The organism is Pseudomonas sp. CFBP 13727 (genome assembly GCF_014841915.1).
Classification (GTDB): Bacteria; Pseudomonadota; Gammaproteobacteria; order Pseudomonadales; family Pseudomonadaceae; genus Aquipseudomonas; species Aquipseudomonas baltica.
Genome location: NZ_JACYUT010000004.1, coordinates 89044 through 111698 on the forward strand (window position 1 = coordinate 89044; position 22655 = coordinate 111698).

25 protein-coding genes and 1 pseudogene are annotated in these 22655 nt (G+C 60.3%); 12 read left to right on the plus strand and 14 right to left on the minus strand.

The annotated features are described in order from the left end of the window. Positions 1–120: 120 nt before the first annotated feature. Positions 121–1173: an ABC transporter substrate-binding protein gene (locus IFT76_RS13685; RefSeq protein WP_192058850.1), complete on the minus strand. Its 1053-nt coding sequence runs from the start codon at positions 1171–1173 to the stop codon at positions 121–123. Positions 1174–1464: 291 nt separating this feature from the next. Here IFT76_RS13685 and IFT76_RS13690 point away from each other — a divergent pair, with 291 nt between their 5' ends. Then, complete coding sequence (locus IFT76_RS13690) at positions 1465–2091, plus strand: glutathione S-transferase family protein (RefSeq protein ID WP_192058852.1); 627 nt, start codon at positions 1465–1467, stop codon at positions 2089–2091. A 14-nt stretch (positions 2092–2105) separates the two neighbouring features. Here the strand turns inward: IFT76_RS13690 and IFT76_RS13695 are convergent, their stop codons facing one another. The 3 genes from IFT76_RS13695 to IFT76_RS13705 are packed head-to-tail and all read right to left on the minus strand — an operon-like array spanning position 2106 to position 5424. Next, positions 2106–3698: a M48 family metallopeptidase gene (locus IFT76_RS13695; protein ID WP_192058855.1), complete on the minus strand. Its 1593-nt coding sequence runs from the start codon at positions 3696–3698 to the stop codon at positions 2106–2108. Further along, positions 3695–4054, minus strand: coding sequence for a hypothetical protein (locus IFT76_RS13700; RefSeq protein ID WP_192058857.1), 360 nt, complete (start codon positions 4052–4054; stop codon positions 3695–3697). Before IFT76_RS13700 ends, IFT76_RS13695 begins: the two co-directional genes overlap by 4 nt. Then, positions 4051–5424 (minus strand): CHASE2 domain-containing protein, encoded by a 1374-nt coding sequence (locus tag IFT76_RS13705; RefSeq protein WP_192058859.1) that lies wholly within the window; start codon positions 5422–5424, stop codon positions 4051–4053. The genes IFT76_RS13700 and IFT76_RS13705 overlap by 4 nt, the downstream gene beginning before the upstream one ends. 54 nt (positions 5425–5478) lie before the next feature. Between IFT76_RS13705 and IFT76_RS20905 the strand changes: the two genes are divergently transcribed. Continuing rightward, on the plus strand, positions 5479–5607 hold the full coding sequence (locus tag IFT76_RS20905) for a hypothetical protein (RefSeq protein WP_274598216.1): 129 nt from the start codon (positions 5479–5481) through the stop codon (positions 5605–5607). Positions 5608–5628: 21 nt separating this feature from the next. Here the strand turns inward: IFT76_RS20905 and IFT76_RS13710 are convergent, their stop codons facing one another. From IFT76_RS13710 to IFT76_RS13740, 7 genes are all read right to left on the minus strand, one after another. Next, positions 5629–5919, minus strand: a complete 291-nt coding sequence (locus IFT76_RS13710) for a HigA family addiction module antitoxin (RefSeq protein ID WP_192058861.1) — start codon at positions 5917–5919, stop codon at positions 5629–5631. Between the two features lie 13 nt (positions 5920–5932). Beyond that, positions 5933–6211, minus strand: a complete 279-nt coding sequence (locus IFT76_RS13715; RefSeq protein ID WP_122480594.1) for a type II toxin-antitoxin system RelE/ParE family toxin — start codon at positions 6209–6211, stop codon at positions 5933–5935. Between the two features lie 172 nt (positions 6212–6383). Then, a complete protein-coding gene (locus tag IFT76_RS13720) occupies positions 6384–6659 on the minus strand; it encodes a hypothetical protein (protein WP_122480593.1) in 276 nt (91 codons plus the stop codon). Between the two features lie 96 nt (positions 6660–6755). Beyond that, positions 6756–8024 carry an NAD(P)/FAD-dependent oxidoreductase gene (locus IFT76_RS13725; protein WP_342365582.1) on the minus strand — a complete coding sequence of 423 codons (1269 nt, stop codon included), beginning with the start codon at positions 8022–8024 and terminating at the stop codon, positions 6756–6758. 5 nt (positions 8025–8029) lie between these two features. After that, entirely contained in the window at positions 8030–8782 is a 753-nt protein-coding gene (locus tag IFT76_RS13730) for an amino acid ABC transporter ATP-binding protein (protein ID WP_192058866.1), read from the minus strand. After that, complete coding sequence (ehuD, locus tag IFT76_RS13735; protein ID WP_192058868.1) at positions 8779–9447, minus strand: ectoine/hydroxyectoine ABC transporter permease subunit EhuD; 669 nt, start codon at positions 9445–9447, stop codon at positions 8779–8781. Before ehuD ends, IFT76_RS13730 begins: the two co-directional genes overlap by 4 nt. Before the next feature lie 14 nt (positions 9448–9461). Beyond that, entirely contained in the window at positions 9462–10226 is a 765-nt protein-coding gene (locus tag IFT76_RS13740) for an ABC transporter substrate-binding protein (RefSeq protein WP_192058870.1), read from the minus strand. A gap of 215 nt (positions 10227–10441) precedes the next feature. On the opposite strand from IFT76_RS13740, the gene IFT76_RS13745 reads away from it, so the two are divergent. Then, entirely contained in the window at positions 10442–11221 is a 780-nt protein-coding gene (locus IFT76_RS13745) for an IclR family transcriptional regulator (protein ID WP_122480588.1), read from the plus strand. A 28-nt stretch (positions 11222–11249) separates the two neighbouring features. On the opposite strand, the gene IFT76_RS13750 is transcribed toward IFT76_RS13745, so the two are convergent. Together IFT76_RS13750 and IFT76_RS13755 are read right to left on the minus strand one after the other, a co-directional pair. Next, positions 11250–12380 (minus strand): Fic family protein, encoded by a 1131-nt coding sequence (locus IFT76_RS13750; protein ID WP_192058871.1) that lies wholly within the window; start codon positions 12378–12380, stop codon positions 11250–11252. A gap of 133 nt (positions 12381–12513) precedes the next feature. Beyond that, positions 12514–12717 (minus strand): hypothetical protein, encoded by a 204-nt coding sequence (locus tag IFT76_RS13755; protein ID WP_192058873.1) that lies wholly within the window; start codon positions 12715–12717, stop codon positions 12514–12516. Positions 12718–13083: 366 nt separating this feature from the next. Between IFT76_RS13755 and IFT76_RS13760 the strand changes: the two genes are divergently transcribed. The 5 genes and pseudogenes from IFT76_RS13760 (at position 13084) to IFT76_RS21055 (ending at position 18862) form a co-directional block, all read left to right on the plus strand. Continuing rightward, positions 13084–14022: a hypothetical protein gene (locus IFT76_RS13760; protein WP_192058875.1), complete on the plus strand. Its 939-nt coding sequence runs from the start codon at positions 13084–13086 to the stop codon at positions 14020–14022. Between the two features lie 276 nt (positions 14023–14298). After that, positions 14299–14628, plus strand: coding sequence for a hypothetical protein (locus IFT76_RS13765; RefSeq protein WP_185794863.1), 330 nt, complete (start codon positions 14299–14301; stop codon positions 14626–14628). A gap of 60 nt (positions 14629–14688) precedes the next feature. After that, positions 14689–16644: a hypothetical protein gene (locus IFT76_RS13770; RefSeq protein ID WP_192058877.1), complete on the plus strand. Its 1956-nt coding sequence runs from the start codon at positions 14689–14691 to the stop codon at positions 16642–16644. Positions 16645–16840: 196 nt separating this feature from the next. Further along, positions 16841–17995 (plus strand): annotated as a pseudogene (locus IFT76_RS21050) (FIST signal transduction protein); the annotation flags it as partial. A 372-nt stretch (positions 17996–18367) separates the two neighbouring features. Then, positions 18368–18862, plus strand: coding sequence for a methyl-accepting chemotaxis protein (locus IFT76_RS21055; RefSeq protein WP_446730952.1), 495 nt, complete (start codon positions 18368–18370; stop codon positions 18860–18862). Between the two features lie 53 nt (positions 18863–18915). Here the strand turns inward: IFT76_RS21055 and IFT76_RS13780 are convergent, their stop codons facing one another. Then, positions 18916–19770 carry a LysR substrate-binding domain-containing protein gene (locus IFT76_RS13780; RefSeq protein ID WP_192058880.1) on the minus strand — a complete coding sequence of 285 codons (855 nt, stop codon included), beginning with the start codon at positions 19768–19770 and terminating at the stop codon, positions 18916–18918. A gap of 95 nt (positions 19771–19865) precedes the next feature. Here IFT76_RS13780 and IFT76_RS13785 point away from each other — a divergent pair, with 95 nt between their 5' ends. The 4 genes from IFT76_RS13785 (at position 19866) to IFT76_RS13800 (ending at position 22649) form a co-directional block, all read left to right on the plus strand. Further along, complete coding sequence (locus IFT76_RS13785; RefSeq protein WP_122795872.1) at positions 19866–20099, plus strand: DUF1127 domain-containing protein; 234 nt, start codon at positions 19866–19868, stop codon at positions 20097–20099. 154 nt (positions 20100–20253) lie between these two features. Beyond that, positions 20254–21093 carry an alpha/beta hydrolase gene (locus IFT76_RS13790; RefSeq protein ID WP_192058882.1) on the plus strand — a complete coding sequence of 280 codons (840 nt, stop codon included), beginning with the start codon at positions 20254–20256 and terminating at the stop codon, positions 21091–21093. Between the two features lie 99 nt (positions 21094–21192). After that, the gene (locus IFT76_RS13795) at positions 21193–21690 is read left to right on the plus strand and encodes an RNA polymerase sigma factor (RefSeq protein WP_192058884.1); all 498 of its coding nucleotides are present in this window, start codon (positions 21193–21195) and stop codon (positions 21688–21690) included. Further along, positions 21687–22649 (plus strand): FecR family protein, encoded by a 963-nt coding sequence (locus IFT76_RS13800; RefSeq protein ID WP_192058885.1) that lies wholly within the window; start codon positions 21687–21689, stop codon positions 22647–22649. Before IFT76_RS13795 ends, IFT76_RS13800 begins: the two co-directional genes overlap by 4 nt. Positions 22650–22655 lie beyond the last annotated feature (6 nt).

Genomic DNA, 22655 nt, shown 5'->3' on the forward strand with positions numbered 1-22655 from the left:
TCGCGGGCAGAGACCCGCTCCCACAAAGGCAGCGCTCAAGTGCCCCACTTCAGGAGCAGGCTTCAGACGTGCTTCTGTGGGAGCGGGGCTCTGCCCGCGAAGAGGCCCGCCCTGGCACGCCTACTTTTTCTGCACAAAGGCCAGCCAGCGCTCTTCGGCCTTCACCCCTTCCTGCGACGCCCACCACTTGGCCGACAGCAGCGCCTGACGCGAGATGTTTTCAGGCGAAGACGGCAGCTTGGTCGCACGTTCGGCAGGAATGGTGCCGGTCTTGAACGCCTCGGGATTCAGCGGGCCGTAGTCGATGATCATCGGCAGCGCAGCCTGCAGCTTGGCGTCGATGGCCTCGTTGACGAACTTCATCGCTGCCGTCCGGTGCGCCGTACCCTTGAGCACGCACAGCGAGTTGGTTTCCAGCACGCCTTGGTTGTAGTCGAAGGCTACCGGCGCACCGTCGGCCTGCACCGCCGTGATGCGACCGTTCCAGGCCTGGATCATGTCCACCTCGCCGTCACTGATCAACTGCGCCGACTGCCCGCCGGACGTCCACCAGGTGGCAATGTGCGGCTTGATTTCCTCGAGCTTCTTGAAGGCCCGCTCCACGTCCAGCGGGTACAGCTTGTCAGGCGCCACGCCGTCTGCCATCAAGGCAATCTCGAGGGTAGGGCGCGGCAGGTTGCGCAGTGAGCGCTGCCCCGGGAATTTCTTCGTGTCCCAGAAATCCGCCCAGGTCCTGGGCACGTTGTCGCCCTTGAAGGCATCGGTGCGATAGGCCAGCACGGTGGAGTAGCTGATGTAGCCGACGGTGTAGTCGTCCTTGAGCGCCGCCGGAAGCTGCGCAGCGTTCGGCACCAGGGCTGGGTCGAGCTTTTCGAACAGGCCCTCGGCCTCGCCGCGAAGGCAATCGCCGGTGGGCAGGTCGACCACGTCCCAACTGACCTTGCCGCTTTCGACCTGGGTCTTGATGATCGGGTAGGCCTTGGGCGAGCTGTCCTGCCTGAGGGTCAGGCCAAGCTTCTTGGCCGCCGGTTCGAGGATGGCCTTGCTCTGTGCCTCCTGGTAGGCACCGCCCTGCGATACGAAGGTAATGTCTTCTGCCCAAGCCTGCCCGAAGGCGCCGACCAGCAGTGCAAGGCTTGCGAACTTGAATGCGCGCAGTGGCGTCGGTGTCATGTACGGGACTCCTGAAGGTTGGCAGGTGGGAGGCGAGCTGGTTGTTGTCGCTCGGTCGTTCTGCTGGACCGCTGCTGTCCAATCTACCGCCAGGGGCTGCGCGCAAGCGGCCACAAATCGGCGCCGTCGAAGCGTTTTATTGCGAAAACACCGAGTGGCGCAGCAGGAACTGTTTTGCCCACAGGAAGCTATCGAGATGAGTGAAGAGCGCGCTCCCCGCGCAGGGATTTTTTGCACTCTGCAGATCAGGCCGGGTCTGCTCTTAACCTGCCCCTACAGAAGGTCTTCGTCATGATCACCGTTCACCACCTGAACAATTCACGCTCGCAACGCATCATCTGGCTGCTGGAAGAGCTCGGCGTGCCTTACGAGATCAAGCGTTATGAACGCGACACCAAGACCAACCTCGCGCCAGCCGAACTCAAGGCCGTCCATCCGTTGGGCAAATCGCCGATGATTCAGGACGGCCCTCACACCATCATCGAGTCCGGCGCCATCGTCGATTACCTGATCCGTCGTCACGGCCAAGGCGCCCTGCAGCCTGACCCGGCCAGTGCCACCTACGACGAGTACGTGCAGTGGCTGCACTTCGCCGAAGGCTCGGCCATGCTGCCGTTGATGCTCAATCTGTACGTCGGCCGTCTGGGCGAAGCCGGCGCGCCGCTGCATCCGCGCATCGAATCCGAACTGGACAACTACCTGGGCTACCTGAATACCGCCCTCAGCCTGACGCCTTACCTGGTGGGTGAAGAACTGACCGGCGCCGACGTGCAGATGAGCTTCGTCGGCGAGTTGGCCAAAGCCCAGGGCAAGCTGGACGCCTACCCGCACCTGGCTGCCTGGGTCGAGCGCCTGCAAGCACGGCCGGCGTATCAAAGAGCGCTGGAGCAGGGCGGCGAGTACAAGTTCGCCAAGTGAACACGCGACGCGCGTCAGGCCGGCAGCAGCTTCTTGCAGCCGTCCTTGCGCGTCGGGTACTGCGCGCACTTGCGCGCCAGTAGCTTGACCTGTGCATCGTCCTTGAGCTGTTGGTTCGCCGCCAGCTTCTCGGTGATGAAAAGCTCTTCGGAGCCCAGTGTCCTTTCCGCTTGGGCGATCAGTGCCAAGGCTGCGCGTGGATCGTCGTTGCGCAGATGGTGAGCGATCATCAAGTCGTACAGCTCAGGGCTGGCCAGTGACCAGTCTTTGATCGACTGCAACTCGATCAGCGCTTCGCGGCGTTTGCCCTGCGCCATGTCGACACTGAAGGCGGCTCGGCGGATGCCGGGCTGGTCGCGTACCGCAGACGTCAGCGCCCGGTCGCTGAACAGCTGCGCTTCGCGCAGTTTCTTTTGTTCAAGTGCCACGGTCGCCGCATAGGCGTCCTTGTAGGCTTGCAGCGACGGTGCGACCGCGCCAGAGGCCCGCAATCGCTGCCAGTCATCGGCATTGACCGGCGCACGTCGTTGCCCATCGTACTGGCGTTGCAGGTACTGGCGCAGTTCGGTATCGCGGTCCAGCGGCGACATGTGCGAGCGCTGGAAATACTGGCCTGCGGCAGTGATGCCGGTGGCCAGCCCTTGATTCAAGGTGACTTCCACCTCCTTGACCAAGCGATCGACCTGCAGGTTCTGCAACGACGCCTGCATGGCTTCCTTTCGCTGCGTGGCAAAGCTGCCGAGCAAGGAGTTCTGCTTGCCCTGGAAATCGCTCAGGCGCTGCAGGCTGTGGCTGGCGGCGCGCGGAGCATAGCCGGCCTTGATCATCAAGTCGGCACCCAGCAGATCGGCCTGGTCCTCTTGGCTGCGGCCCCAGGCCGTGCTCCAGATGTTTTCCGAGAAGCTGTTCACCAAGGCCGTATACAGCACCGTATTGCCCACGGTTTTCTGCATGCCCTGCGGGTCCTTGCTGATGAACTTCAAGCTGCCCGAGCTACGGTTCACTCCGGTGTCAGCGATCATGGTCGCGAGCACCACCGAGGTTGCCACGTTGCTCAGCACAGCATTCTGCTGCTGGAACGCTGCCCGTCGATCATGATGGTGCAGCAGTACGTGGCTCATTTCGTGCCCCAGCATCGCCGCGATCTCGTCCTCGCTCTGGACGTTGTCGAGCATGCCCAAGGGGACGAACAGATTGCCATACGGGTCGGCCGATGGCCCGAAGCCGTAGCTGTCGATGACCTTCACCTGCAGAGCGGGCAACTCGCCTGGCCAACCTTTGCCGAGCCTGCCGACGATGCCTTGCAGGTACGTCTGCAAAGGTGGAATGAGCACCACATTGTGCTGGCGAATTTCCCCGGCCGGGACCGCCATGCCGTCATAGCTCAGGCGCTGTGCGCTGACCCGTTGCGGGTCGAGCCTGTAGTACTGGCGTACATCCGCCGTGTCCAGATAGCGTCCTTTGACCTGGGATTGGGTAGAAGGCCCTACCAGGTTCATGAATGCAGCATCTGCGCCCTTGAGCGTGCCACAACCACCGAGCAGCAGGCAGGCCAAGGCGCAAAGGCTGGTGTGCAAGGCCCGGTCCCTCACCGTCCCGGCGCTCATGGTTTGCTGCAGCCAGAACCGAAGCCGATGGTCGAAGCGTTCCGGGTGTCGGCCTTCTGGCTGATGGGCAGGCTTTCGCAAGGCGTGGTAACGATCTTGCCTTCGCTCAAACGCAGGTCCATGGTGTCCAGCCAGACTTTGCGTCCGCCAAGCTCGACCTGTACCTGATCCAGATTCGGGTGGGTGGCCAACACCTGCAACGGCGGCTTGGGTGTATCCTTCAAAGGCAACCTGCCCTGAGATTTGCCATGCTCGTCGAGCAATGTCAGCGGATCGGCTTCATAGGCGTCGACGGTGGTGGCCAACACACTCGGGCTGCACAGCGCTGCCAACAGCAAAAACGTGATTCGGGTCATCCTTGAGTTCCTTCTACAAGTGAAATACGAGCGCGCCTGCGCTGGGCGAAATAACGCACGAGCGATCGCCATCGCCGCTTGGCAAACAGGCCGATCGGCGCTGAGATGATTGAAATCGACAACACGGCAATGGCCAGGACATTGGCCGGGCTGATGTTGTTTTGCCACAGTCCCCAGCACATCACGGCCAGTGCTGCCTGGACGATGGCCCAACTGAACAGGGGGGCGCGCCACGCTTTGGCGCGATGATGGCGGCGCCGTCGATACCAGGCACGCAGACCGACGATGACGATGACGAAACCCAGTTGCACCAGGTCCAGCCAACTGATCGACAGCCAGAAGTAACTGTCCGGATCGCGTTGATACGCATCGTGGTAGGTCACCAGGTTGTCCAGCGCCATGGCGTGCAGGTACACCCCTGGCAGCAGGCCGTGCACCGGCGTTTGGGTAAGGTCGCCGGCCGAGGTGATCTGAGCCCCGACCAGCACCAGCTTGTCGCTGAGCAACTGCCGCAAGAGCGCACGGTCCTCGGGCGAATTGGCTTCCAGGGCGCTGGCCTTGAGGGTGAGGGTATAGGCACAAGTGGCCTGGCCGCTGTCGCCGAACTTCCAGAAGATCGCCTGCCATAACTGGGCATACCAGGCGTTGCCCGCTACCGAGCATTCCGCCACCGAGGTGGCCAGCGATTGCAGGGGTGACAGTGTCCTTCCCCAGCGCAGCGCGATGGGTGCGCGTTGCGCTGCCTGGGCTGCATCGACAGGCAGCCCGATACATTCGCGGTCGCGACAAAACTCGCGGTACAGGCCCAGCGCTGGCGTTTCGATCAGCCCCTGCGACGTCTCGACGGCCAACGGGTATCGGTCGCCGACATCGCTCCACTTCACCAGTGCACGACGGCTCATCTGGTCCAGCGGCGCCAAAGCGTTGGCCTGACCGTCGACACCGCGGGTCTCGCCGGTGTTGGCCAACAGAAGCGAGATGCCCTGTTCTCGATAGCGCTCGAAGACATTGACCAGCAGTTGGCTGCCGTTGTCGGCATCATTGAGTGAGTGGTCGTGGCTGTACATCAAGTCCACGAAGACCGCCCGCGGTTTGTACGCCAACAGACGCCTGAACAGCTGGCTTTGCTGCGCATAGGGCAGGGGCCAGAAGGTGGCGTTGCGCATGAGGTAGGCGTCGTCGATCAGCACGACGACCACCTGCTGCTGCCCAGTGTCCGGGTAGCTGCTGGCGGCGATGCGATTGATCCACTGCGAAGACGCAGCGTCACTGGAGCTGGAAAGCCCGAAGGGGTCCAGCAGTGCGATGCAGCCTATGAACAGGCCGAGCAGCACCTGCCCCAGCCAGAATCGAAAATAGTTAGCCTTCATCCGTGGCCTGATCAGCGAATCCCTGTGTGTCGGCTTTGTAAAGGAATTGGACAGATGATGTCAAGGCGATGGCAGGCTGAGCCGCGTAGCGACGAGTACGCCACCAAGAAGTTTCGCGAGGCCAACCCCAAGACCTACCGCGTGTTCGTCAAGGCCCTGGCTGAAGCTGCCGACTTCGTCTAGACGGAGTTGAGGGCAGAGCAGTCAAGACACGGAAGCTGCAAACGGCTCGATCAGCGGTTGCTGGCGGTGCTCTGCCTGCCATAGATCCCAGTCAGCCTGAACGGCCAGCCAGGTGCGTGCTTTGCCGATTCCAGCACGCTCCAGGCGAACGGCCAGGTCCGGGCTGATGGGGGCATGACCGTGCAAGATCCGTGAAAGGGTTTCCCGGGCATAGCCCAGGCGCCGGGCGAACTCCGCGATCTTGATGTCCAGGGCCGGAAGTACATCTTCCAGCAACGCTTCGCCGGGATGAGGAGGGTTGTGCATAGGCATGGCGCAGGCATCCTTAGTGATAGTCGAGGTAATCGAGCAGTTCGACGTTGCCGTCCTCGAAGCGAAAGATCAGCCGCCAGTTGCCGCTCACCGTTACCGACCAATACGTCACGAGATCACCCTTGAGTGGATGTAGCCTCCACCCAGGCATGTCGACATCGCCAGCATCAATGGCGCGCTCCAGAATCGGCAAGATGCGAGCAAGGCGTTTGGCATGATCAGCGCAGATACCCTTGGTTGATCCGGTTTCGAAGAAAGCCTTCAGGCCCTTGTGTCGAAAGCTTTTTATTATGCTTATTCCGTGATGTAAACGATCACGCTTTCTGCGTATCGGCATCTCAGAGTAACGACATTGTGAGAGGTCTTCGAACACCCGGCTGTTTCCAAATATGGTCTGGAGCCAAGCGCCCGGTACAAAAAAGCCCCGTCCATCACTGGCGGGGCCTGGGTCGATCGCGATCGAATTACTTCTTCTCGGGCGCCTTGATTTCGTCCGGTACGTCCGAGGACAGCGCCTGATGGCGGTCTTCGGTCACGCGCTTCTCGCGGGCCTTGTCGTGTTCTTCGGCGGCTTCGGCTTTTTCCTCGGCGGCTTGCGCAGGCTTGCCTTCGGCTTGCTTCTGGGCGGCGGCTTCGGTGTGCTCGTTGGCTTTCTGCACATGGTCTTCGGAGGTCTTGTCACAGGCCGCCAGGCCCAGGGCGGAAATCATCAGCAGAGCGAGGGAAAGTTTCTTAGGCATGGAGGTGCAACCATTGTTCGGAGTGAACCCCTTTGAAACCGGCGCACGGCGATTGGTTCACCGCCAATCCCGTGCGCGACGCTCTGCCGCAGGCGCTCAGCTCACGTTCAAACGGTCGAGCAGGCTGTACCAGGCCACGCCTGCGCCGATGTAAAAGCGTTGCAGGCCATGCATGGGCAGCTTCTGCAGAGGGCTCACCGGGTAGGCAAATTCGGCACGGCTGTCGCACAGGCTGGCAGCCAGTTGTTGCCCCAGGCTGGTACACAGGGCGATGCCGCGGCCATTGCAACCCAGTGCCAGGGTCAGGCCCGGCGCGGGTTGGTGCACGTGGGGCATGAAGTCCCGGGTGATGGCGATGCGTCCGGCCCAGCGGTACTCGAAATCCAGCTTGCCCAGCTGCGGGAAGAGCAACGCCAGCGAGCGTTCCAGATGGCCGAAATCCTGCGGCGCACCGGGGTCGCTGAAGGTGCCGCGGCCGCCCATCAGCAACCGTCCGTGGCTGTCCTTGCGAAAGTACAGCAGCAGCCGCTGCGCCGTGGACACGGTCTCCTGCCCGGGCAGAATGCTCTGTGCCGCCGCGCCCTGCAGCGGCCGGGTCGCAACGATGAAGCTGTTCGCCGCCAGGACGCTCTGCGCCATGCCCGGCCACAGGCCATCGCTGTAACCGTTGGTGGCGAGCACCACCTGGGTTGCGTTGATCTGGGCGCCATTGGCCGTCTGCACCTGCCAGCCTGACCCCACTGGCTGCAACCCGGTCACCGGGCTCTGCCCATGGACACTGGCGCCAGCCGCTTGCGCCGCAGTGACCAGCCCGCGGGCATAGGCCAGGGGCTGGATGGCGCCGGCGCGGCCATCCAGCCAACCGCCGGCGAACGCTTGGCTGCCCATGCGCGCAGCGACCTCGCCAGCATCCAGGCACTGCACCGGCACCCCGCGTTTCTCCCACTGCGCGGCGCGAGCGTGCAGGCCAGCCACACCCTTGTGCGAATAGGACACCTGCATCCAGCCCTTGCGCACCGCTGCACACTCGATGCCGTGGCGCTTGATCAGGTCGAACACCAGGTCGGCCGAGCGCGACACGGTGTCGATCAACGGCTCGGCGATGGCTGCGCCGTACAGCCGCACCAGTTCGTCCGGGTCATGCTTCAAAGTCGGGTTGACCTGCCCGCCGTTGCGTCCCGAAGCGCCCCAGCCCGGCTCCCGCGCCTCCAGCACGCACACGCTGACGCCACGCTCGGCCAGGTGCAGCGCAGTGGACAGGCCGGTGTACCCGGCGCCGACGATCACCACATCGTAGGTACCCGACTCGCGCAATGGCGGGGTGACCCGCGCAGGCGGCGCGGTCGCCGCCCACAGTGAAGGCACATCGATCATGGCTGGCTCCGGGTGCTGGTGGTCGGGTGCAAGACCCGGCGCAGAAAATCCTGGGTGCGCGGGTGCTGCGGATTGCCCAGCACCTCGTCGGCCGGTCCGGTCTCCACCAGATAACCGCCGTGCAGGAAGCACACGCGGTCGGCGACCTCGCGGGCAAAGCCCATTTCATGAGTGACGACGATCATGGTCATGCCTTCGTCGGCCAGGGTGCGCATCACCTGCAGCACATCGCCCACCAGCTCCGGGTCCAGCGCCGACGTCGGTTCATCGAACAGCATGGCCTCAGGCTTTATTGCCAGTGCGCGGGCGATGGCCACACGCTGCTGCTGGCCACCGGACAACTGCTCCGGGTAGGCATCGGCCTTTTCCGCCAGGCCGACCTTGTCGAGCAACGCCAGCGCCTCGCTGCGCACCTGCGCGGCCGGTTCGCCCTTGACGTACAGCGGCCCCTCCATCACGTTTTCCAGCACCGTGCGATGGGGGAACAGATTGAAGCGCTGGAACACCATGCCCATGCGGCTGCGCAGGGTGTGCACCGTCTTGCTGCCGCGCTGCACGGTTTCACCGAAGGCCTGGATCGAGCCACCTTCATAGGTTTCCAGCGCATTGATGCAGCGCAGCAACGTCGATTTGCCCGAACCCGACGGGCCGATCAGGCACACCACTTCGCCTTTCTGCACCTCGAGATCGACCCCGTGCAACACGCGGTGGTCGCCATAGTTCTTCTGCAACTGGCTGATCTTGATCATGCCTTCTTCCTCCGGCTCAGACGCTGCTCCATGCGCCGCAACCCGTACACCAGCGGCAGGCTCATCAGCAGGTACAGCAAGGCCACCAAGGTGTAGACGGTCATGTTCTGGAAGGTCGACGAGGCAATCAGCTGGCCCTGACGGGTCATCTCGGCCACGGTGATGGTCGACACCAGCGAGGAGTCCTTGAGCATCATCACCAACGTATTGCCGTAGGGCGGCAGCGCGATACGAAACGCCTGCGGCAGGATCACCCGGCGCATCATCATGAACGAACGCATGCCCAGCGCTTCCGACGCTTCGCGCTGGCCTTGGTCGACGGCAATGATGCCGGTCCGAAAGTTTTCCGCCTGGTACGCCGAGTAGGCGATGCCCATGCCGATCACGCCGGCCTGGAAGGCGGTCAGATGAATGCCCATCTCCGGCAGCACGAAATAGATGTAGAACAGCTGCACGATGATCGGCAGCCCGCGGATCACGTTGATCACCGTACTCGCCGCCCACGACAGCGCGCGGATCGGCGACAGCTTGAGCAGCGCCAGCACCAGCCCGAGCACGCTGCTGAGCAGAAACGACAGCACCGTGATCTGGATGGTCACCCACGCACCCTGAAGCAGAATCGGCAGGAAGTCCTGCGCGCTCTGCAAGAATTCAGCAAGCTTCATGGTCGCTCCTCAGCCTACACGCCCCACTTCTGCACGATGCCCTGCAGCGTGCCGTTGGCCTTGATGGTGTCGATGGCCTTGTTCAGGCGCTCCAGGGTTTCGCTGTCACCCTTGCGCACCACGAAGCACACATCGCCTACTTTGGCCGGCGTGTAATCCGCAGCCAGCTTCACCCCTTTGAAGGTGTTCTGACGAATCTGGTAGGCCACGATCGGCTGGTCGGCCACGGCGGCCTTGATGCGACCCAGGGACAGGTCACGGACCATCTCGGCAATCGAATCGTAGGTGCGTACTTCCTTGAAGATGCCGATTTTGTTGACCAGGTCGTAGAAGGCGGTGCCCGCCTGGGCGCCGATCACTTCACCCTTCAACGCATTGAGGTCGGGGTAGGCGGTGTTGTCGTCGGCACTGACGATCAGGCCTTCGCCGTAGGAATAGACCGGCGTGCTGAAGTCCACCACCTTGGCGCGCTCTTCGGTCTTGAGCATGCCCGCCGAAATAAAGTCCAGCTTGCCCGACGTCAGCGACGGGATCAGCGCCGCGAAATTGGTCTGTTCCATCTGCGTGCCGAAGCCGCCCGCCTCGCCGACTGCTTTGGCGATGTCGACCATCATCCCCTGAATGCTGTTGCTCTTGATGTCCAGAAAGGTGAAAGGCGAACCCGTGGCGGTTGCACCAACCTTGTACATCGGTGCCTCGGCAGCGTGCACCAGGGAGGCACCGAGCGTCATGCAGATACCGAGCGCGAAACGGCGAAACAGAGGGGAAAGGCTGTTCATCGGGTCACTCCAGAAGGAATCGGAAGGTGGGTACCGCCATGCGGTCCTGAGGAAGGTCGCAAGCTCTGTGCCATTCCAGGTCTTTGCAATCAATTTACGCAGCTGAAAAATCGTTTAGCGGATGTTTCGTATCGCTAGACGATTTTCGGGCCCGTTATTTGCTGTCTGATAGCTGTCGTCCGGGTTCAATCGCTGGTCATTTCCTAGAGGCCCTCATGTCCGAAGATCGCAACAGCCTGTTCAACCAGTCCCTGGAAAAAGGCCTGGCCGTACTGCGTACATTCAGCGCCAAGCGCCGCAGCATGAGCCTTGCAGAGATCGCCGAAGCCGCCCACATGACTAAAAGCTCGGCCCAGCGCATGGTGTTCACCCTGGAAAGCCTGGGTTACCTTCGGAAACACTCGCGCACTCGGCATTACCAGTTGACCCCACATGTGCTGGAACTGGGCTTCAGCTATCTGGACGCTCACTCGCTGATCGAGGTGGGCAACCCGTTTCTCGCCGAACTCACTCGGCTGACCGGCGAGACCGCCTGCCTGACCGAGCCCACCGGTGTGGAAATGACCTACATCGCGCGCTTCGTCAGCGCCCGCTTCGTACCCGTGCACATGCCCATCGGCAGCCGCGTGCCGATGTACTGCACCGGCTCCGGTCGTGCCTACCTCAGCGCCCTGCCACCCACCGAGGCCCTGGCCCTGGTGCAAAGCAGCGCACGCGTCGCGCACACCCCGCACACCCACACCGACGTGGACGAGATCATGGCCTCGCTGCAAACCGTGCGCGAATGCGGCTACGCGGTGAACACCCAGGAACTGTTCCTCGGCGACATGACCATCGCCGCCCCCGTCATCGGCGGCAACGGCCGCCCCGTGGCCGCCGTCCACGTGGTCGCCCCCACCAGCCGCTGGACTCGCGCCGACGCCGAAAGCCAGCTGGTGCCGGCGTTGATGCAGTGTGTGCAGGTGTTGAGCAATTCGGCGCGGAGTTTGGGGTAGGGAGCGAGGGTAAACGTGGCACGCAGACTTACCTTGCTGCGACGATCCGATAGCGCGTACTCCTACCCCCACCTGGCAATCGTTGCAGCAGGCCCTTTTCCAATAGATCGGCGAGATGGCGTGTGGCGGTGGCCTTGCTGACCTTCGCTACCGCTTGATACTGCGCGGCGCTGATCCCTTCTTCGAATCCCTTGGCGCCACCATCGAGCAGGCGATTGATCACTTTCAGCTGCTCCTTCGATAACGGCAGCGCACGGTGCGCCTGCCAAAAGCGCGCCTTGTTCAGCACTCGATCGATGTTCTTGATCGCTGCGGTAATTGCTGCGAGCAACGTCTGAAGAAACCACACCAGCCACGGCGTGACGTCCATGTCGGCTTTCTGCGTTTGTTCCAGAACCGAGTAGTAACCCACCCGGTTGTCCAGAATGCTGGCTGACATCGCGTAGAAACGCACCGCTTGGTGGTCACCCTGGGCAAGCGCCAGGTCGGTGAGCGCGCGGGTCAAACGACCGTTGCCGTCGTCGAAGGGGTGCAGAGTCACGAACCACAGGTGAGCGAGACCCGCGCGCAACAGGGGATCCAGCGTGGTCGACGCCACGTTGAACCAGTCAACGAACGTTTCAAGCTGCTGTTCCAGGCCGTGCCGGGATGGGGCTTCGAAGTGCACCGTTGGCCGATCCAGCCGGCCCGACACCACCTGCATTGGCTCATTGCCACGCAACTCACCCACACGCACCGGCGTGTGCAGCTGACTCGAATCGTCCGCTGGAAACAGCAGCGAATGCCACTGCAGCAAGCGCTCTACGCTCAAAGGTTGAGCGTGATTGCACGTTGCATCGACCATCAATTGCGCCAGACCCTCGCTGCGCGAAGTTCTCTGCGCCTCTTTGGGCTCGTGTACACCCAAGCGGCGAGCCAGGGAAGATCGAACCGAACCGGCATTGAGTGCCTCACCCTCGATTGCCGAGGACGTGATGATGTTCTGCAGCAGCGTATCGAGCATGCCCTGTCGGCTGCTCTCATCACCAACGGCGCCAAGCCTGCCCAATAGCCGCCCTTGCTCGCTTGTACATTGACGCAGCAGGTCAGCCAGCTTGTCGGGTTGCCAGGAGAATTGCGGCCATTGAGGTTGCTGCCAGATCCACTGGGGCATGAGCATTCCTCGCCTTGATGAGCCGATTGGGGAGCTTATTCGGCTCATTTTGTGAGCCGAATGTTGAGTTTATTCGGCTCACGCTGGATATCAAGGGCCGTTTTAGATGCTTATGATACGGGCCAATCACGGCTCGTTTTTAGAGCACCTGACGAATCCGCTCGCCCGCCCACTCCAACCGTTTGCAAAACGGCTCGAGCAGGCAACGCATCTTGTCGGCATCCAGCGCCGTGGGGTGGTCGGCACCCAGCAACTGCCCTGTCAACGCCAATGCATCGGTGACATCCACCACTTGCTGAATCGCAGGCTGGATACCTTCGAGCGCCTGACTGAGGGCATTCACCTAGCTTAGCCATTGTTGGAGCGTGGCTTGGGGAACTGGGTTGGGGATGTCCAGATGTTTGAGCATTGAGTCGTGCAGGTTAGTGAGGTTGGAGGAGGTGAGGGGGGTCAAGAGCAAAGGCTGCTACCCATGAAATGCAATAGATACTCGGCTTGATGTTCTGTACGCGTGAAAACTCTTGTCGGAGCTGACCATCAAAGTCGCAAACTATCTGGGTGTTACCTGTTCAAGAGAGAGTCACCTGGCGGTGTGTGTATTCGCTGTCGCGGCTATACAGTAAGTTAGAAAAATTTCTCATGAGCTACGGCGAGGCGCTTTAGTAGTATGATGACCATAATATGGAGCAGCCAGATCAAAGGAGTTGTCGTGCAAGCCATTAGCGATAAGATTCGTCACTACCGAAAAACCTTTCGTCCGCCAGTTTTCTACGCCATGGGAAGCTTGGTACTATGGCTCTCACTGGTGCTCGTAGCGCTAATCCTTTCGCTAGTTCTCAGTGATCTTTCTATCAGGCTTGCGGGCAATACCTTCTTACTCAGTTCCCATTCTCAATTTTCACTACTCTTAGCAGAGCTGCCTGCACTATTGGGGCTTGGGCAGGCTTATTACCTAGGCAGGGCGCGCCGGTATAGGCTATACAATCCCAATGCCATATCATTCGGCTTCCGGCGATCCTTTTCGAATCTTACAAATGAAAAAACGGCTTATCTGAAGAAGATTTTTCGTATCGAAGATGATTTGATGAGATTGGCCGCTGAACTGGTCGATGAATGGGAGTGGCGCGAGAAAATCAAGCTTCGGTGTAAAGAAACCTGGCTGATACGTGCCTCTGGTTTTTTTAGGCTTCCTTCAGCGTCTAACTTTGCAGCTTATGTCACTGGTATCCTTGCGGTAGTGGCAGGTATAGTCATTGCAACGATGACGCCCGATGCCGTGTTTGGTTCTATCAATGACTATGTTGATATCGCTTTGGCGATGACCGAGCTGTTTTGGCTGGTTATAATTATTACCGTTTGTGTGTTGCCCTGCGCAGTCATTCTTGGCTCGCTGAAGTTAGTTGGCGATGTATTGCTGGAGTCCATAAATGATCAGTACCTTAGTAATACAGCCTTCTATAGGTTTATTGCGGAAGTCTTGGAGTTGCACGATCTGGGCGACCGCCTATTGCTTCGAAAAACGGTAGGATGGGCATATTGGAGCGTGCGGGTCCTCGTCTCACCAATACATGAATTGCCCAAAATTCGTCGGGGTATTCGACGCGCGAAGCGGCTTCATCGGCCCCGCTATACGCATCACCTACAGTAGAAATAGCGAATTTAGCGCGCCATCCGGAAGGATTGTTCTGTTAGTTTTGAAAGCTACAGCGGGCGCCCGGTTGGCTCCAATGCACAGCCTGCGTTGGTCCAACACAGGCTAGTGAAAAGGTCGTGTAGGTTTGAGACTGTCTAATGCCTAGCCCACATGCACGACGTCGCTTGAAACGTCCGTTAAAGATTATTTTCCCTATCCAACCTGCGGATCCGGACATCAATGCAAATCAAGGTGGCATACTTATGTGCCTACCTGTGGGAGGTGCATTGAATGGACGAAAGCAAGATTGACCAGTGGAGTGACGAATACGTTCTCAATCGTCATCTGACGCCTTTACTTGAGCACTACGATGTCAAATGGCGTGGACATGGCCGCCTCTATGTCGACTACCAACGCCACAATATCGAAACGGCGCAACGCATTGTTACCGATTTGAGCATCGCTTTGGGTGTATCGACATCGGCGGTAGGGTTCAGGCTGATGCAGTTGAACTGGCTCAAAGACGTTCGGCGCGCCTCCCACGCTTCCACGCATGGGAGCAACCCCGGAACTGGTTGGCACGTCGGTCACGGGACTACCCGTATAGTGACGTTTGCATGATGAGTGATGGGTGGCGCAGCCACGGCCCTCGTGAAACGTACCGCTTGGCAATGAGAGTCTATGCACGCCGAACATGTTGATTTATCCCATCCCGTTTTCCTGCCTGTCGCCGAGGAAACCTGTTTACGCCTGCTCGCCGAGGACGGTGCGGCCCAGCTTGAATCTCTGAGCGGTCCGGAGCTGGCTGCCGTGCTCGTCATTCAAAACCTGGCACAGGCCGCTGAAAAAGACTTGAACGCCGCTGGGGCCGAAAGAATATTGGCCAAGTTGATCGGATGGGCCGTGGCCTCTCGAGAACCGACCGGCCTGTTATCCGAAGCACAACGCTTGTTCGACCAAGGCAAGCTGTATTACGGCCTTGAGGCGATCAAACCCCTGAAACTGCGTTTGCTGGAAGACGAAGAGGTCGCCGCCCAGGATTATCTCTTGCCTGGGGGGGAGTGGGATAGCAGCTTCAGTATTCGACACTACCGAGCGAACAACCCCTACCGCGAGCATGTGATTACGCCGCGGCATCGGGAGCGCTGGTTGAGCGACGCGCAAGACAACCTGCTGCGCACCTTCCGCGCCAATCTGAATGAAGACTTGCATGTGCAAGGTTATGCCGGCGTCGGGAAAAGCCATTTGCTGGGCGCACTGCTGGAGTTTCTGCGCCCCGAAACCACCCTTGTACTGGCGCGCACGAAGAGCAAGCTTGAAGTCTTGCGCAAGCACATGGGCGGCGATCGCGACAGAAAAGCCGGCTCCACCTTCCAGGGCTTTGCGCACGCACTGCTGAAGCATTCCAGGTTCAACACGGCAACGGCCCCGGCCAGATTGCCGACGAAGCAGGCACTGGCTCTGGAACTCAACATCCTGGGCCTGCGTCAGTATGACGGGCCGACTACCTTGGGCCTGTGCCTCAAAGTACTGGAAAACTACAGCGCTTCCAGAGACTACAGCTTGAGCGCTGCACATCTTCCGCATTTCCAGCAGGCATTGACCAGTGAGGATGCCAAGGTGTTGCTCGAGTATGCCAGACGCCTATGGCGGTACTTGGACTCGACCCCGGCATGGGCAGGTCATGGGTATTTCGCCACGCTGTTGATGATCAAACGTGCCAGCTTGGCGGACTGCGTGGTACCGGCACGGTTTACCCATGTGCTCATCGATGAAAGTCAGGACATTCCCGCGTCGCTATTGCAGATCATCGAGCGTGGCAAACAAGTGTTGATCACCCTTGGCGACGAGTATCAGCAGATCAAGGGTGCAACTGTGCCGCGCCGTCATGGAGTGCGTCGCAGTGATATCAGCTATTCGTTACGTTCGGGGCGCAACGTGGAGAAGTTGGTCAACCCGCTTATCTCTCGGCACTCGGCCAAGAGCAAAGTGTATTTCGAGGGGGCTCGCAACGCGGACGTACGAGTGGAACATTATCACGAGGGTTTCGTGCCACCTGAAAGCTGTGCGGTGTTGACGGCTTCGCATTGGGACACCATGAAATGGGTCATGCAGCTTCACGACGCCAACTGTGGCTTCAGCTTCCTGAACAAAAAGGCTCAGGACGACCTTCAGCACTTCATGTCCACGGCCATCGCGCTCTACAAGCCTGAATATTACAGCCTTGACCATCATGGCAAAGGCGCACACCCGGATCTTAACGAATTGCTCGACTGGGCCCAGGTGCGCGAAGCCAATCGATACGACAATTCGTTCTCATGGGTAGAAGACGCGCTGGAGAAGGGGTTCAACGTTGCAGACATGACACGGCTGAACCGCTTGCAAGGCCAGCTCGGCACCAGTTGTGTGCTGATGATGGCCCAGGACGCTGGCGGAATGGAGTTCGATCAGGTGCTACTGACCCCCGAGCTGCTTACCACGGGGGCGTTCAAGGATGCCTACGAATTCGACGAGCGAATTTGTGCAGTGTATGTCGCAATTTCCCGCGCTCGGCACCAGCTGTACATTCCTTACGATGTGGAGGAGTGGGTTGAATACCATAAGGGCCAGCCATTTCGGCAGCTTCACGGTTATTGATGATGCATTTTGAATGCTTGCAAGAAAGCGTTCGGTCTGGCGGTTGGAACGCAGGCACACAACCCGGCAGGTCACAGTAGCCTCGATCCCCATAAACCCGACCACCTGCTTCAAGTCCCCCTTCCCAAGGCCGATAGCAGAACCAATGCAAGCCCACGCCCCGCGTGGGCTGTGCCCTCTTCTAGCGAGCCCAGTGATGAACCTTTTCAAACGCTTCAACAACGCCCGCGCAAACAGCCAGGGCGCCGTGAGCCTGAGTTGCACGGCCGGTGAGCTGGACCGTGCCCTGGCCGGTTTGCGCGCGGATCCCGTGCTGGTGACAGGTTTCGTCTCGCCCCACCTGGACATCGACAAGGTTGCGGCCAGCGTCAGGCAGCGCTTTCCCAATGGCACCATCAGCCTGTGCACAACCTCGGGTGAGCTGTGCAACAGCGCCGATGGCCTGTACTGCGCCGCAGGCGAGCATTGGGACCGTATCGTCCTGCAGTGCTTCGAGCGCAGCGTGATTGCCTCGGCGGAAGTGGTCATGGTGCCGCTGGAGTGCGAAGACATTCGCAAGGGCGGCAAACGCATGGAGATGCGCGAGCGCATCGAAAAGCTGGTCAACAACATCAAGCGCGTGCAGGTCAGCACGCCCATCGACCACCGCGACACCCTCGCCTATGTGGTGTTCGACGGGCTGTCGGCGTCCGAATCGTTCTTCATGGAGGCGCTCTACGAGTCCGGTCGTTTTCCATGCCTGTTCGTCGGCGGTTCCGCCGGCGGCAAATCGGACTTCCAGAAAACCCTGATCCACGACGGCAAACGCAGCTACCAGAACCACGCCCAGATCGTTTTCCTGAAGACGGCTCCGGATATCCGGTTCGGTGTGTTCAAAAGTCAGAACTTCGAACCGGTCGGGCTGACGTTCAGCGTGCTCACCGCCTCCGTCGAAGACCGCACCATCGACCAGGTGATCGACAGCAACGGCAACATCATGAGCATGGTGCAGGCCCTGTGCAACGCATTCAAATGCGACAGCCACTCCCTGGAAAAGAACCTGGCCGAGTACTCGTTCGCCATCCGTGTCGGCAGTGAATTGTTCGTGCGCTCCATTGCCCGCATCGACCACGCCCAGCAGATCATCAAACTGTTCTGCGACGTTGCGCCGGGCGAAGAACTGGTCATGGTCAAGCGCACGCCGTTGCGTCAGGCCACGGAAAAAGACTACCGACAGTTCCTGCAAGGCAAGGGCGGCCAGCCGGTCGCCGCCATTCTCAACGACTGCATCTTGCGCAGGCTCAACAACGCCAATGACCTGGGCAGCATGCGCGGGCTCTTTGGCGATGTGCCGGTGGTGGGCTTCTCGACCTTCGGCGAAATCCTCGGCCTGAACCTCAACCAGACCCTGACCGCGATCTTCTTCTTTCACGTCGCCAAGGGTGCTTCGTTCACCGACGAATACGTGGATCGCTTCATCGCCCACTACGGCGAGTTCAAAGCGTTCTTCCTGCGCCGCCAACTGAAGAAAATGGTTGGCTTGAATCACGTAGTGGTCAAACAGATCGAAGCCTTCAAACGCAACGACTTCACCAGCGCCCTCGACACCCGCGGCCTGGACAACGGCATCCTTCCCGTCTTCAAAGGCCTCGCGGCTCTGGGTCAGGTGCTCTCCGACGCGGGCGAGCAACAGGAGCAGATGGCCACCCAGATCAAGCATTACTCCGGCGAACTGCACCTTTCCATGGATGACCTGGCGGCCACCATCGACCGCCAGAACACCGTGTCCAGCCAGGCCGGCGACACCGTCGAAGACCTTGCCCGGCAGGCGGACGAAGCGGTGGTAGGCGCACGTGCGCTGGCCAGTTCGAGCCTGCAGATCCAGTCCATCGTGCAGGTGATCCAGCAGATTGCCGGGCAGACCAATTTGCTTGCGTTGAACGCTGCTATCGAAGCAGCCCGCGCTGGCGAACTGGGCAGAGGGTTTGCAGTAGTGGCCGACGAGGTGCGCAAGTTGGCGGAGATCACCCGCAAGAATGCGGCGGATATCGGCGTGGATGTCGACTTGCTGTCGAGCGAAATTCAGCGAGTGGCTCAGCAGATCGAAGACCAGTCCACAGGGGTGGGCGCGCTGAGGGAGATGCTGGATACCCTGGAGGCATCGAGCCAGGCCACGGAAGGCACGGCGAGGCGCACGAAGGGCATTGCGGATACCTTGACCGGGTTGACGCGGGGGTAGGGGAGCTTTGCGCAGGTTGGGGATCGGTCATGACGTCGAGTCTGCTCCGGTACTCAAAGCCTGAACCCCTCGACGATATGCTCGGCCAATGCATCCATCATCGGCGAACGGGTATCAGGGTTGCGCAGCAACATGATGCTCGCGATGGGCAACAAGGGCATGCCTTCGGCTTCGCCAATGATCCGCATCCCTGGCGTGACCAGGCTCTGCAACTGTGCAGTGACCGCCAGGCCCACGCCGACCGCCGCCATTATCGCCGCGAGGCTGGGGCTGGAGTAGGCGATCCGGTACGGCTTCTGCGCGGCGTCCAAGGCGTTGCAGGCCCATATCCGGCAAAAACAATCGGTATTGAACATCGCCAGTGGCACGGGCGTTTGTTCGTGGAGAAAAAACCCTTCGGCTTCAGCCCACACGAAGCGCTCCTGGCGCAGCAACTGGCCCACTTCACGCCCGGGCTCACGGGTGACGATCGTCAGATCCAAATCCTTGCGTTGCATCAATTGCCGGGAGCTCTCGCAATGGACCTCCACCTGCACCAGCGGAAACGCCTGGGCGAAGCCGGACAAGATCCCCGGCAGAAAGCGCATGGCGTAGTCGTCCGGAGTGCCGATGCGCACGGTGCCGACCATGTGCGGCTCGCGCAGGGTGGTGAACACTTCGCTGTGCAATTTGAGAATGCGGCGCGCGTAACCCAGCAGAATCTGCCCTTCAGCCGTCAGCTTCACCTGCCGGCCATCACGTTCGAACAATTGCCGACACAGCACGTCCTCCTCGAGCCGCTTCATCTGCATGCTCACTGCCGATTGAGTGCGGTTAACCCGCTCGCCCGCTTTGGTGAAACCGCCTTCGTCGGCAATGGCCACGAAGGTACGGAGCACTTCCGAGTCGATGCTCTGGTAGTGGGACATTGATCAATCTCCGAGATGCACGGCATTCAAAACATTCGTTGGATTGATGTTAGGCCTGAACCGAGAATCAAGCCATCAACCACGAGGATGAGCAGATGAAAGGTCAAACAGTGAATGCCTGTGTTTCGAACGACGGCTGCACCCAGCATAAGTCGTTGGGGCCTCTAGCCAATCTCTGGAAGCGCATCACGCGCTGGTATGAACTAGCTCGGCAACGGCACCAATTGGAGCAGATGAGTGACGCCGGGCTCAAGGACCTGGGCTTGAGCCGGGCGGATATCTATAAAGAGATCGAGCGTCCGTTCTGGGACGATCCGTTCTGCAAGTAAATCGGTTTGGCCATCGCCAGATCAAGACAAACGACGCCGTCATCCGTCTTATGGGCATGCGAGAGCATTCTCCACCGCGCAGGTGTGCCGGTCGGCTTCTTTGACGTCGACGGCATCCGCTTGCGGGCCTGCCCAACGAGGACCGTCTGAAATCATGATTCGTAAAGTAATAGCAGTGTTCACCGCCTGGCTTCTTGGCGCGGCGATGGCCGCTCATGCGCAGCCGGTCACGCTGGACGGTACCGAGCAATGGACCATGCAAAGCGAAGGCGGGCTGGAATACCGCATCATGATCAGCCTTCCCGAGGGTGACGTGCCTTACACCGGCGGTTATCCAGTGATTTATCTGTTGGACAGCAATGCCTATTTCCCGGCGTTTCATGCCGCCAAGCGTGCCCAGGCTAAATTGCGCGGATCCATCCTGGTAGCCATCGGTTATCCGAGTGACACGCCCCTGGACTTTGCCAGGCGCGCGTTCGACCTGACCCCACCTGCGCCCGCCGATCGCAACACACCTCCACAAGGCGGTCAGGATCTGTTTCTCGATTTTATCCAGATGCGCCTGATGCCCAAGGTGTCCGAGCATTTCAAAGTCGACGAAGACCAGCGCAGCCTGGTCGGGCACTCGTTCGGCGGCATGCTGGGCGTGTACGCGATGTTCACTCGTCCCACTCTGTTTCAACACGTTGTAGCGGTCAGCCCCAGTCTGTGGTGGCGCGACCAATTCCTGCTGGCACCTGAACGCGCCTTCACCGAACGCGTCCGCGCCGGGCAACTCGACATGACGCAGACCAGCCTGAGCATCGTGATGGCCGAGCGCGATTCGGTTCAGGGCATCCAGGATGCCAAGGCGTTGTATTCACGCCTGCAGCAGTTGTCCGGTACCGGGCTGCGCACCGGCTTTGTGGTCGAACCTGGCGAGGACCACGCCTCCATACCCTTTCGCATCCCCAATCAGGTCCTGGGTGAGTTGATTGGCGCAAGGCGCTATTGAGCAGGCAGGAAAGCGCAGGCACCAACGCCTTCGCAAGCGCAAATGATTCTCTTTGTGATATTTTCCTGCCCTTGCCACTCCGCCTTTCAAGGTTCCTTCATGTCCGGCCCAGATCTCAAGGCGCTGTACCTCGCCCACCGCAGCGAAATTCAGGATTACCTGGACCGTCGTTTGCGTTGCAAAGAGACCGCCGCCGATCTGACTCAGGACACGTTCATTCGCCTCTCCGAACAGATGGGTCGAACGCCGATTGCGAATTTCCGCGCGTATCTGTTCTCCAGCGCCCGCAATCTGTTCATCGATCACACCCGGCGTCAGGAACATCGCAAAGGCGAGGCCCTCGACCCGCAGACAACCTCAAGCTTCGAGCCCACCACCCCAACGCTTGAACAAGCGGCAATTGCCCATCAACAACTGAATACGTTGAACGTCGTGATCCAGAACATGCCCGCGCCCTGTCGCGAGGTGTTCCTGATGGTGCGCGTGGAAGGCCTGACCTATGTGGAAATAGGCCAGCGCCTGGGTATTCCCGCCAAAACCGCTTACAGCCGCATGGTGCGCGCCCTGGATCTGCTCAAGATCGGTATGTCCGAATGAGCGCCGAACCACCGCCAACGTCCCCTGTGGCGCACGTCGACGACATAAGCCATCGAGCCAGCGCCTGGTTTGCGTTGATGCAGGGCGGGTCGCCCACTGCGGCGGAACAGGCGGAGTTGGCCGCGTGGCTGGATGCCGACCCCCGACATGCCGAGGCCTATGCCCAGCTCGAGCACCTGTGGGCCGCGTCCGCGCAGTTGCCTTCGCTCAACGCGGCACCGGCCGCTGCGCACCTGTCTCGACGGCGTTTCGTCGGCATGGGCATCGCCGCCAGTGCCGTGGCCGTCAGCGCATGCGCCTCCATGCTGTGGCTCAACGATATGGGCTTGCCGTTCGCCGATGTTCGCAGCGCCGTGGGCGAGCGGCGGACGGTCAGCTTGCCCGATGGGTCCACCGTCGACCTTGCCGGTCACACCGCACTGAATGTGGATTTTTCACCGACCCGGCGCGCCGTGGAACTGCTTCACGGCGAGGCTTACTTCAATGTGCTGCCCGCAGCCGCCGATGAGTTCACGGTCAACAGCCGATCCGGGCAGGTAGTGGCCGCCGAGGGCGAATTCTGTCTGTCATGCGATGACGCATCGACGCTGCTGACGGTAAGCCGCAAGACGGTCCGTGTGATAACGGCCAACCAGCAGATCGATCTGGCGGAGGGCTTATCGCTGCGTTTCAGCAGTGATCGGACCGGCCCCATCCAGCATGCCGAACTGGCCCAGGTACTCGCCTGGCGCAGCGGACGATTGGTGTTCTTCGACAAGCCCTTGTTCACGGTCATCGATGAGTTGCAACGCTGGCGCGAAGGCCGAATCTTCATCATGGACAAGCAACTTGCCAGCCGCCGGGTCAGTTTGATCCTCAATCTGAACAAGCCCGAGCAGATGCTCGATGCCATCACCAAAGCCCTGGCGGTCCGTGTGGATCGCTACACCGACCTGATCACGCTGATCTATCCCGCCTGATCTTGC

Bases quoted from the DNA above. Each gene is read 5' to 3' on its own strand.
- IFT76_RS13685 (WP_192058850.1), bottom strand. From the start codon at position 1,173: ATGACACCGACGCCACTGCGCGCATTCAAGTTCGCAAGCCTTGCACTG.
- IFT76_RS13730 (WP_192058866.1), bottom strand. From the start codon at position 8,782: ATGATCAAGATCAGCCAGTTGCAGAAGAACTATGGCGACCACCGCGTG.
- IFT76_RS13710 (WP_192058861.1), bottom strand. From the start codon at position 5,919: ATGCCTATGCACAACCCTCCTCATCCCGGCGAAGCGTTGCTGGAAGAT.
- IFT76_RS13720 (WP_122480593.1), bottom strand. From the start codon at position 6,659: ATGCCTAAGAAACTTTCCCTCGCTCTGCTGATGATTTCCGCCCTGGGC.
- IFT76_RS21055 (WP_446730952.1), top strand. From the start codon at position 18,368: ATGGATGACCTGGCGGCCACCATCGACCGCCAGAACACCGTGTCCAGC.
- IFT76_RS13750 (WP_192058871.1), bottom strand. From the start codon at position 12,380: ATGCTCATGCCCCAGTGGATCTGGCAGCAACCTCAATGGCCGCAATTC.
- IFT76_RS13800 (WP_192058885.1), top strand. From the start codon at position 21,687: ATGAGCGCCGAACCACCGCCAACGTCCCCTGTGGCGCACGTCGACGAC.
- IFT76_RS13785 (WP_122795872.1), top strand. From the start codon at position 19,866: ATGAAAGGTCAAACAGTGAATGCCTGTGTTTCGAACGACGGCTGCACC.
- IFT76_RS13765 (WP_185794863.1), top strand. From the start codon at position 14,299: ATGGACGAAAGCAAGATTGACCAGTGGAGTGACGAATACGTTCTCAAT.
- IFT76_RS13780 (WP_192058880.1), bottom strand. From the start codon at position 19,770: ATGTCCCACTACCAGAGCATCGACTCGGAAGTGCTCCGTACCTTCGTG.
- IFT76_RS13695 (WP_192058855.1), bottom strand. From the start codon at position 3,698: ATGAGCGCCGGGACGGTGAGGGACCGGGCCTTGCACACCAGCCTTTGC.
- IFT76_RS13740 (WP_192058870.1), bottom strand. From the start codon at position 10,226: ATGAACAGCCTTTCCCCTCTGTTTCGCCGTTTCGCGCTCGGTATCTGC.
- IFT76_RS13700 (WP_192058857.1), bottom strand. From the start codon at position 4,054: ATGACCCGAATCACGTTTTTGCTGTTGGCAGCGCTGTGCAGCCCGAGT.
- IFT76_RS13690 (WP_192058852.1), top strand. From the start codon at position 1,465: ATGATCACCGTTCACCACCTGAACAATTCACGCTCGCAACGCATCATC.
- IFT76_RS13770 (WP_192058877.1), top strand. From the start codon at position 14,689: ATGCACGCCGAACATGTTGATTTATCCCATCCCGTTTTCCTGCCTGTC.
- IFT76_RS13745 (WP_122480588.1), top strand. From the start codon at position 10,442: ATGTCCGAAGATCGCAACAGCCTGTTCAACCAGTCCCTGGAAAAAGGC.
- IFT76_RS13795 (WP_192058884.1), top strand. From the start codon at position 21,193: ATGTCCGGCCCAGATCTCAAGGCGCTGTACCTCGCCCACCGCAGCGAA.
- IFT76_RS13705 (WP_192058859.1), bottom strand. From the start codon at position 5,424: ATGAAGGCTAACTATTTTCGATTCTGGCTGGGGCAGGTGCTGCTCGGC.
- IFT76_RS13790 (WP_192058882.1), top strand. From the start codon at position 20,254: ATGATTCGTAAAGTAATAGCAGTGTTCACCGCCTGGCTTCTTGGCGCG.
- IFT76_RS20905 (WP_274598216.1), top strand. From the start codon at position 5,479: ATGATGTCAAGGCGATGGCAGGCTGAGCCGCGTAGCGACGAGTACGCC.
- ehuD (WP_192058868.1), bottom strand. From the start codon at position 9,447: ATGAAGCTTGCTGAATTCTTGCAGAGCGCGCAGGACTTCCTGCCGATT.